The 7,818-nt window shown below is 38.4% G+C and carries 6 protein-coding genes; 2 read left to right on the forward strand and 4 right to left on the reverse strand.

The genetic code is table 11. The annotated features are described in order from the left end of the window. The coding region (gene cysS, locus AACZ30_RS11530; RefSeq protein WP_339649483.1) for a cysteine--tRNA ligase at positions 1 to 1,148 on the reverse strand (1,148 nt) is incomplete at its 3' end. A 37-nt stretch (positions 1,149 to 1,185) separates the two neighbouring features. After that, positions 1,186 to 1,863: a GTP cyclohydrolase I FolE gene (gene folE / locus AACZ30_RS11535; RefSeq protein ID WP_075324874.1), complete on the reverse strand. Its 678-nt coding sequence runs from the start codon at positions 1,861 to 1,863 to the stop codon at positions 1,186 to 1,188. A 131-nt stretch (positions 1,864 to 1,994) separates the two neighbouring features. On the opposite strand from folE, the gene AACZ30_RS11540 reads away from it, so the two are divergent. Then, positions 1,995 to 3,830 carry a T9SS type B sorting domain-containing protein gene (locus tag AACZ30_RS11540; RefSeq protein ID WP_339649486.1) on the forward strand — a complete coding sequence of 612 codons (1,836 nt, stop codon included), beginning with the start codon at positions 1,995 to 1,997 and terminating at the stop codon, positions 3,828 to 3,830. A gap of 178 nt (positions 3,831 to 4,008) precedes the next feature. Here AACZ30_RS11540 and AACZ30_RS11545 read toward each other — a convergent pair whose 3' ends face one another. Further along, entirely contained in the window at positions 4,009 to 5,526 is a 1,518-nt protein-coding gene (locus AACZ30_RS11545) for a GH3 auxin-responsive promoter family protein (RefSeq protein WP_339649487.1), read from the reverse strand. Positions 5,527 to 5,635: 109 nt separating this feature from the next. Here AACZ30_RS11545 and AACZ30_RS11550 point away from each other — a divergent pair, with 109 nt between their 5' ends. After that, positions 5,636 to 6,430, forward strand: a complete 795-nt coding sequence (locus AACZ30_RS11550) for a DUF2797 domain-containing protein (protein WP_339649490.1) — start codon at positions 5,636 to 5,638, stop codon at positions 6,428 to 6,430. Between the two features lie 137 nt (positions 6,431 to 6,567). Here AACZ30_RS11550 and AACZ30_RS11555 read toward each other — a convergent pair. Then, the coding region (locus AACZ30_RS11555) for an AsmA-like C-terminal region-containing protein (protein ID WP_339649489.1) at positions 6,568 to 7,818 on the reverse strand (1,251 nt) is incomplete at its 5' end.

A 7,818-nucleotide genomic window follows, 5' to 3' on the forward strand; every position in this document is an offset into this window, starting at 1 on the left:
AAATCATCGTTCATCGCATCGTAGCAAGACTGTTTCCAGCTCTTAATATCTACGCTGGATTTGTCTGAAACCGAAAGCTCATCTATAGCATGGTAAGCATCCATCAATCGGTTAAAACCTTTTTCGCTTGCTTTTAATGCTTCATCTGAAAAATCCAGGATGCTACGGTAATTCGCCTGAAGCATAAAAAAACGAGTCACATTTGGTGAAAATGGTTTATCTAAAACATCGTTATTTCCGGAGAAAATTTCTTCGGGAAGAATATTATTGCCGGTACTTTTTGCCATTTTCTTACCGTTTAAAGTAAGCATATTGGCGTGTAACCAGTAATGAACGGGGTTTTTGCCGGTAGCGGCTTCACCCTGGGCAATTTCACATTCGTGGTGTGGGAATTTTAGATCCATTCCGCCGCCGTGAATATCAAATTCTTCGCCTAAATATTTTGTACTCATCACGGTGCACTCTAAATGCCAACCCGGGAAACCATCGCTCCAGGGCGAAGGCCAGCGCATTATATGTTGTGGTTCGGCTTTTTTCCAAAGCGCAAAATCCTGCGGATTCTTCTTATCGCTTTGTGCAGCAAGTTCTCGGGTGTTTGCGATCATATTATCAATATCCCTTCCGCTTAGCTTACCATAATGGTTGGTTTCATTGAATTTCTTTACATCAAAATAAACCGATCCATTTACCTCGTAGGCAAATCCTTTTTCGATTATAGTTTTAATGATCTCAATTTGCTCAACAATATGGCCGGTAGCCGTAGGCTCTATACTCGGTGGCAGGTTATTGAATTTCTGCAGGATATTATGAAAATCTATGGTGTAGCGTTGTACCACTTCCATAGGTTCTATTTGTTCTAAACGTGCTTTTTTAGCAATTCTATCTTCCCCGCTATCGGCATCATTTTCAAGGTGACCGGCATCGGTTATATTCCTAACATATCTTACTTTATAGCCCAAATGCTTCAGGTAACGAAAAACAAGATCAAAAGAGATAAAAGTTCGGCAATTACCTAAATGAACATTACTGTAAACAGTAGGGCCGCAAACATACATTCCAACGTTTCCTTCGTTTATGGGTTTAAAGACTTCCTTTTCCCCCGTCATAGAATTGTACATTTTCAAGCTTTGTTCCTGGTATAGCGCCATAGATAGTTAGTTGTTGGTTATTAAAAAATAGAAATTTTTAAAAAGTAGTGTCTAATTTTATATAGTCAAGAAATTCTCTTTTTACAGATTTTTCTTTGAAAGCCCCGCCAAATTCACTGGTTACGGTGCTACTGTCTATATCTCTAATTCCGCGGCTGTTTACGCAAAGGTGCTTGGCATCAACAACACAAGCAACATCTGGAGTACCCAGGGCTTTTTGTAATTCCTGAACAATTTGCATCGTCATTCTTTCCTGTACCTGTGGTCGTTTTGCGAAATAATCTACAATTCGGTTCATTTTTGACAGTCCAATAACGCGACCTTTAGAAATATAGGCTACGTGGGCTTTTCCAACTATAGGAAGTAAATGGTGCTCACAGGTAGAATAAACGGTTATGTTTTTTTCTACCAGCATTTCGCCATATTTATACTTGTTTTCAAAAGTAGATGCAATAGGTTTTTTTTCAGGATCTAATCCTGCAAAAATCTCATTTACAAACATTTTTGCCACACGTTGTGGAGTTCCTTTTAGGCTGTCATCGGTAAGATCCAGGCCTAAAGTTTCCATAATATGTTTTACATCTTTATTGATGAGCGCTACTTTTTCAATATCGCTCAATTCAAAAGCATCTTCACGAATAGGGGTTTCTGCACTGCTGCCTACGTGGGCATCTCCCTGCTCATCAATTTCATTCAAAATTTTATCTATTTTCATACCGTTTTTACAATAATAGTCGTAAACCGATTGTTTGGCTTGCAAAGATACATATTTAATAGGTTTTTATGTAATCATAAAAGCCGGGGTTTAAATAGATATTTGTTATTTTGTAACTTCTAGAACTTATTATGAAACAAGAAACCCTACTTCTTTTTTGTATAATTCTTCTTTACGGGAGTTTTAGTGTTTTTGGCCAGGGTAGTTCTTGTGAAAATCTAGATCCCTTTTGCGCCGGAGACGAGGAACTTGTTTTTCCTAATTCTAATACAACAAACAGCAATATTGTAAATGGGCAACCGGGACCAGATTATGGTTGTTTGCTTTCGCAACCTTATCCTGCCTGGTTTTATTTGCAGGTAGAAGAAGCCGGAAATCTTCGGTTTGATATTTCTCAATTTCAAAATGAAGATGGCGGTGGTTCGCAGTACGATGTAGATTTTATTGTGTGGGGACCTTTTGACCGTACTGAAGATTATTGTACAGACGATTCTTTAAGCGAACTAAATATTGTAGACTGCAGTTACGAACCCGATACCGTAGAACAAATGTTTATCCCAAATGCTGAGGAAGGACAGGTTTACGTGGTTTTAATTACTAATTATGAAGAATTACCCGGCTTTATAAGTTTACGGCAAACAAATTCAGATCAGGCTAATTCCGGTTCTACAGATTGTGGGATTTTAGACGAAGTGTTGGGGCCAGACAGGTTTCTATGCGGACAAGATGAAACAACTTTAGATGCTACTACAGATGGGGTAGAGCGCTACGAATGGTTTAGGTTTGATAACACCACAAACAACTTTGAGATAATTGCCAATGAAGAAGATCCTACCTTAACCATATCAAATTCTGGACGTTATAAGGTGATTGTATATGAAAATATTACGGGACAGGCTGATGAAGATGAAATTGAAGTTACGTTTTATAGTGAGCCCGTAGCTTCTGTCCCGGCAGATCTTTACATCTGTGATCCCATTCGAACCGCTATAGATTTAAGTGCTGCCTCAGTCGAAATTCTTAATGGAAATACCGCTGAAGAAAATTACAGGGTGAATTTTTATGAATCTATCCAAGAGCTTGAAGCTGAAAATCCTATTTCTAATCCCACTGCATTCCCGGTAGAAGAGTCCCGGGAAATTGTTGCTCAGGTAGAAGGAATAGAAAGTGGCTGTCTTTCAAACGAGGTTATTTTCAATGTAGAATTAACTTTTGTGCCGGAAAACTTTCTGCCGGAAGAAAGCGTGATCTGTGTAGATTTAGACGGGACTGTATTAGATAACCAGGGAATAGGCGAAGATCTAGGTGCCGATTATACTTACGAGTGGATAGCGGGGGGGAATACAATTAGTACCGAAGCGGTGTTGAATTTTGCTGTAACTCCAAATTTTAATAGTGTAAGTCTTATTGTGACCGATAATCGCTCCGGCTGTTCTATAGAATTTAACACTACTTTACTTCTTTATTCCCGCCCGGAAACTGTGGAGGTAGAGATTGAAGGAAGTGATTTTACCGGCGGTTATATAATTAGTGCCGAAGCAATTCCTGGGCCAGGAGATGAAACCACTTATGAATATCGTGCCGATAACGGTAATTGGCAGGAAAGTGCAGTTTTTAGGAATTTAGACCAAGGAAATCATACCATTAGTGCCAGAGAAATTAATGGCTGCGGAATTACAACTTCTGAAGAATTCTACCTGGTTGGTTATCCCCGTTTTTTTACTCCAAATTCTGATGGTTATAACGATACCTGGAATATTGAAAATACTGCTGAAATTCGGATTAAAAAACTCTATGTTTTTGACCGCTATGGAAAACTGATTAAAGAGTTAACTCCCGGAGGCGCAGGCTGGGACGGCACCTACAATGGTAGAACCTTGCCCGCAGACGATTATTGGTTTAGAGTTGAATTTGAAAAAGATGGTGCCAACGATCATTTTGGCGCCAATTTTACACTGAAAAGATAATAAGTTGATATAAAATAAAAGAGCTCCTCACTTTTTTTCAAGGGGAGGTGGCCGCAGGTAAGAGGGGTGATTTTTAAAAATTCTATTTTAAAAATTCAATCTTTAACCACCCCTTTCTTCAGCTAAAGCTGAATTCGTTCCCCTCTTTTTAAAAGGAGGGGAGCTGTATATCTTTGTATTACAAATAATTCATTCCCAACAATTCTTCAACATAACTTCTGGAATTAGAAAGTCTAGGAATTTTATGCTGCCCGCCCAGTTTATCATTTTTCTTAAGCCAATCGTAAAATAATTTTTCGCGTGCCTGGTGAATTTTAGGCATATTCAGCGTCATATTATTATAACGTTTTGCTTCATAATCGCTGTTTACATGTTGCAATGCCAAATCGAGTTCGTATTTGAATTTCTCAAAATCCCGTGGCGGATTTTTAAATTCAATAATCCACTCGTGCGCACCTTTTTCTTTGCCTTCCATAAAAACAGGCGCTGCGGTATAATCTACAATTTCGCAATTGGTAACTAAAGAAGTCTTTTTTAAAGCTGCTTCAGCATTCTCAATAATTAATTCTTCCCCAAAAACATTAATATGGTGCTTGGTTCTTCCGGTTACTTTTATGCGATAAGGACTGGTAGAAGTGAACTTAACGGTATCGCCTATCTTATAGCGCCATAAACCTGCATTTGTGGTTATTACCACCGCATAATTTTTCCCGGTTTCAACTTCGGCCAGGGGAATTGCTTTTTCATTTTCACTGCCGTAGCTATCCATAGGAATAAACTCATAGTAAACTCCGTAATCCAGCATTAACAATAATTCTTTGGAATCATTCTGGTCCTGGCAGGCAAAAAATCCTTCCGAAGCATTATAGATCTCATAAAACCTGAAATCTTCCTTGGGTAATATCTTTTGATATTGCGGTGCATAAGGATCAAAACTTACCCCGCCGTGAAAATAAACTTCTAAGTGAGGCCACACCTCAAATAGATTTTCTTTTCCTGTGGTTTCTAAAATATTATTCAGTAAAACCAGCATCCAACTGGGTACACCGGCCAGGCTGGTCACATTTTCTTTAATGGTTTCATTTACAATAGCCTGCATTTTCACTTCCCAATCGTTCATAAGGGAAACCTCGTTGCTGGGCGTGCTGCTAAATTCTGCCCAAAATGGCATGTTGGCAATTAAAATCGCCGAAAGATCGCCGTAAGCCGTACCGTTATTTTTGTAGATCTCTTTACTGCCACCTAACCTTAAACTCTTTCCCGTAAATAACTGGGATTGAGGATTGTTATTTAAATACATGCAAAGCAAATCTTTGCCTGCGTTATAATGACAATGCTCCAGGGAGTCTTCACTAACAGGAATAAACTTGCTTTTTGCGCTGGTGGTCCCGCTGGATTTTGCAAACCATTTTATAGGCGTAGGCCAAAAAATATTCGTTTCTCCCTGCCGGCTGCGTTCTATGCAAGCCTGGTAATCTTCATATTGCTGAATAGGAACCCGGCTCGCAAACTGGCTGTGGTTTTTAATTTCTGAAAAGCCATATTTTTTGCCAATTTCGGTATTTTTTGCTTTAGAAAGCAAATGTCTAAGTAGCTCGTCCTGAACTTCGTGGGGGTATTTTATAAACAACTCCATTTGATGAATTCGCTTCTTGAGAAACCACGAAGCAATGGAGTTTACTAATGGAATTGGCATTATTCTTTATATCTTTATCGCTGACAATGCTTCAGCTGTTTGGCTGGCTAAAATTAATTTAAACTTCGAAGCTTACAAATCAACTTCGGTTAAAAATAGGGAAAAAAAGATGAGATACGAAGGGGTGTTTAGAAAAATGAGAACCGAGATCACCGATAAGGTGCAATATTACCTCATTTTTGAGGACGATTTTATTAATATGAACCAGATTCTCGGGAAGAAAATAAGCCTTAATTTTCTTCGATTTCAGTGTTTGAATTGTGGATTGCAAAAGAAAATCTTTCGTCAGGGGTATTGTTACGATTGTTTTACTTCTATCCCACAAGCGGGGGATTGGATTATGAGTCCCGAACTTAGTAAAGCACATTTAGATGAAGAAGATCGTGACCTGGATTTTGAAAAAGAAGCGCAATTACAACCTCATGTAGTTTATTTAGCAAATTCTAGCAATGTAAAAGTTGGGGTAACCCGAAAAACGCAAATTCCCACCCGTTGGATAGACCAGGGAGCGCACGAAGCCATTGAAATTGTTGAGGTGCCCAATAGATATCTCGCGGGAATTACTGAAGTAGCCTTAAAAAGCCACGTTTCTGATAAAACCAATTGGCGAAAAATGTTGACCAACGAGGTTTTGGATCTTAATTTGGCTGAAGAACGCGATAAGCTAAAGGATTTTATTCCGGAAGAAGCAAAAGAATATTACCTGGCTGATAGAAAGGAACTGGAAATTGATTTTCCAGTATTGGAATTTCCTAAGAAAATAAAGACGCTTAATCTTGGTAAAAACCCATTCTACGAAGGAGTTTTAAAAGGAATAAAAGGCCAGTATTTGATTTTTGAAGACGGCACCGTTTTTAACGTTCGCGCCCACGAAGGTTTTGTGGTGGAGTTGGGTGTGCTTTAATTTATTAAAGCTGGGAAAGCACGTCATGCTGAATTTATTTCAGCATCTAACATTTAGAAAAGTTTATTCCTGAAGATATAATATAATAAACCTCACAGATTTCTGAAATTACTGAAAATCTGTGAGGGTTTAATTTTTTAATTGCTTGTCGTATCCTTTTTCTGGGTTCTGTTTTTCAGAATTCCGCCTAAAATATTTCGGGCAGCATCTTTAACCTGCTCTTCCTGACTTTTTGGGGTTTGGTCAGTTTTTGGAGTTTGGATTTGTATAGAATCCTGAGAAGTAATGCTATCATTTTGTGGCTTTTGATTTCCGCCGGTTTGCTTGTTAATAATATCTCTAATTGCATCCTGCCCGCGTTCTTTGAGGTTTTCTTTTTGTTTGGCAACAATTTTCTGAGTAAGATTACTAACCGCCTGTTCCATATTTATATTTATCTGCGGATTTTGAAAAGTTCCTTTTAAACCTATTGGTAGCGCTACTACCATATTTTTAAGTTCATCTCCACTTAATCTGCTAAGCGCATTACCCACCTGGCTTCCCAGCATTCTTGCAGGCACATCGAGACTTAGGTTGTAGTTCATATTCATATCAAAGCCGTGGCCCCCGGAAACTTCAACATTTACTCCCTTTACATCAAAATTAAAGGGTTCAATTTGCACCATTCCATCATTAAAGGTCAAACGTGTTTTAAGTTTGTCCAGGTCAATATCCTTTAAATTTATAATGTCTAAATGCTGGTCTAAACGTGAAAGTAAAGCAAGTTTTTCAGGGTTTACTTCTGCTGTTAGTATTTCAGCCAGTGCATTACCGGCAAGGGTTGATAATTGCGGAGTAAGATCGTTATTTAAATTACCGTTTAACTTAAGGCTGGTCTGTAATTTACCCTGTAAAGCCTGCGCTACCGGTGCGAGGCCCTGTAACATCTCCAATCCGTTAAAAGATTCTGCGATATTGAGTGCGTTTAGCGCCAGGTCCATATCAAAAGTTGGTGTGCTTCCTTTAGTAGAAACATTTCCTGCTAAATTGATATTTCCGCCAAAGATATCGGTAGTGATATTTTGTAAAGTAGCGGTTTCATCTCGCAGAATTATTGTTCCCTTTGCGTTTTTAAGTTCAAGGTTATCATAGATTACCGTGTTTACATTAAACGCAATTTCAGTATCTAAAAACGATGGAATTTTTACGGCCTCATTAGTATCCGGAGTAGAAATTTCTCCGGGAGTATCTTCTGGTTTGGTTTCGCTCTGAGATTGATTTTTGGTATTAGCGATCATAAAATCGTTGATGGCAAAAACATTAGAATTTACATTGAAATTTCCTTTTAAATTTTGTTCAGTAAACAAAAAGCCCATTAGGTTTTCAATATTTCCCGAAGCTGTAATATC

Origin of the sequence: uncultured Salegentibacter sp., from assembly GCF_963972535.1 — a bacterium.
Classification (GTDB): Bacteria; Bacteroidota; Bacteroidia; order Flavobacteriales; family Flavobacteriaceae; genus Salegentibacter.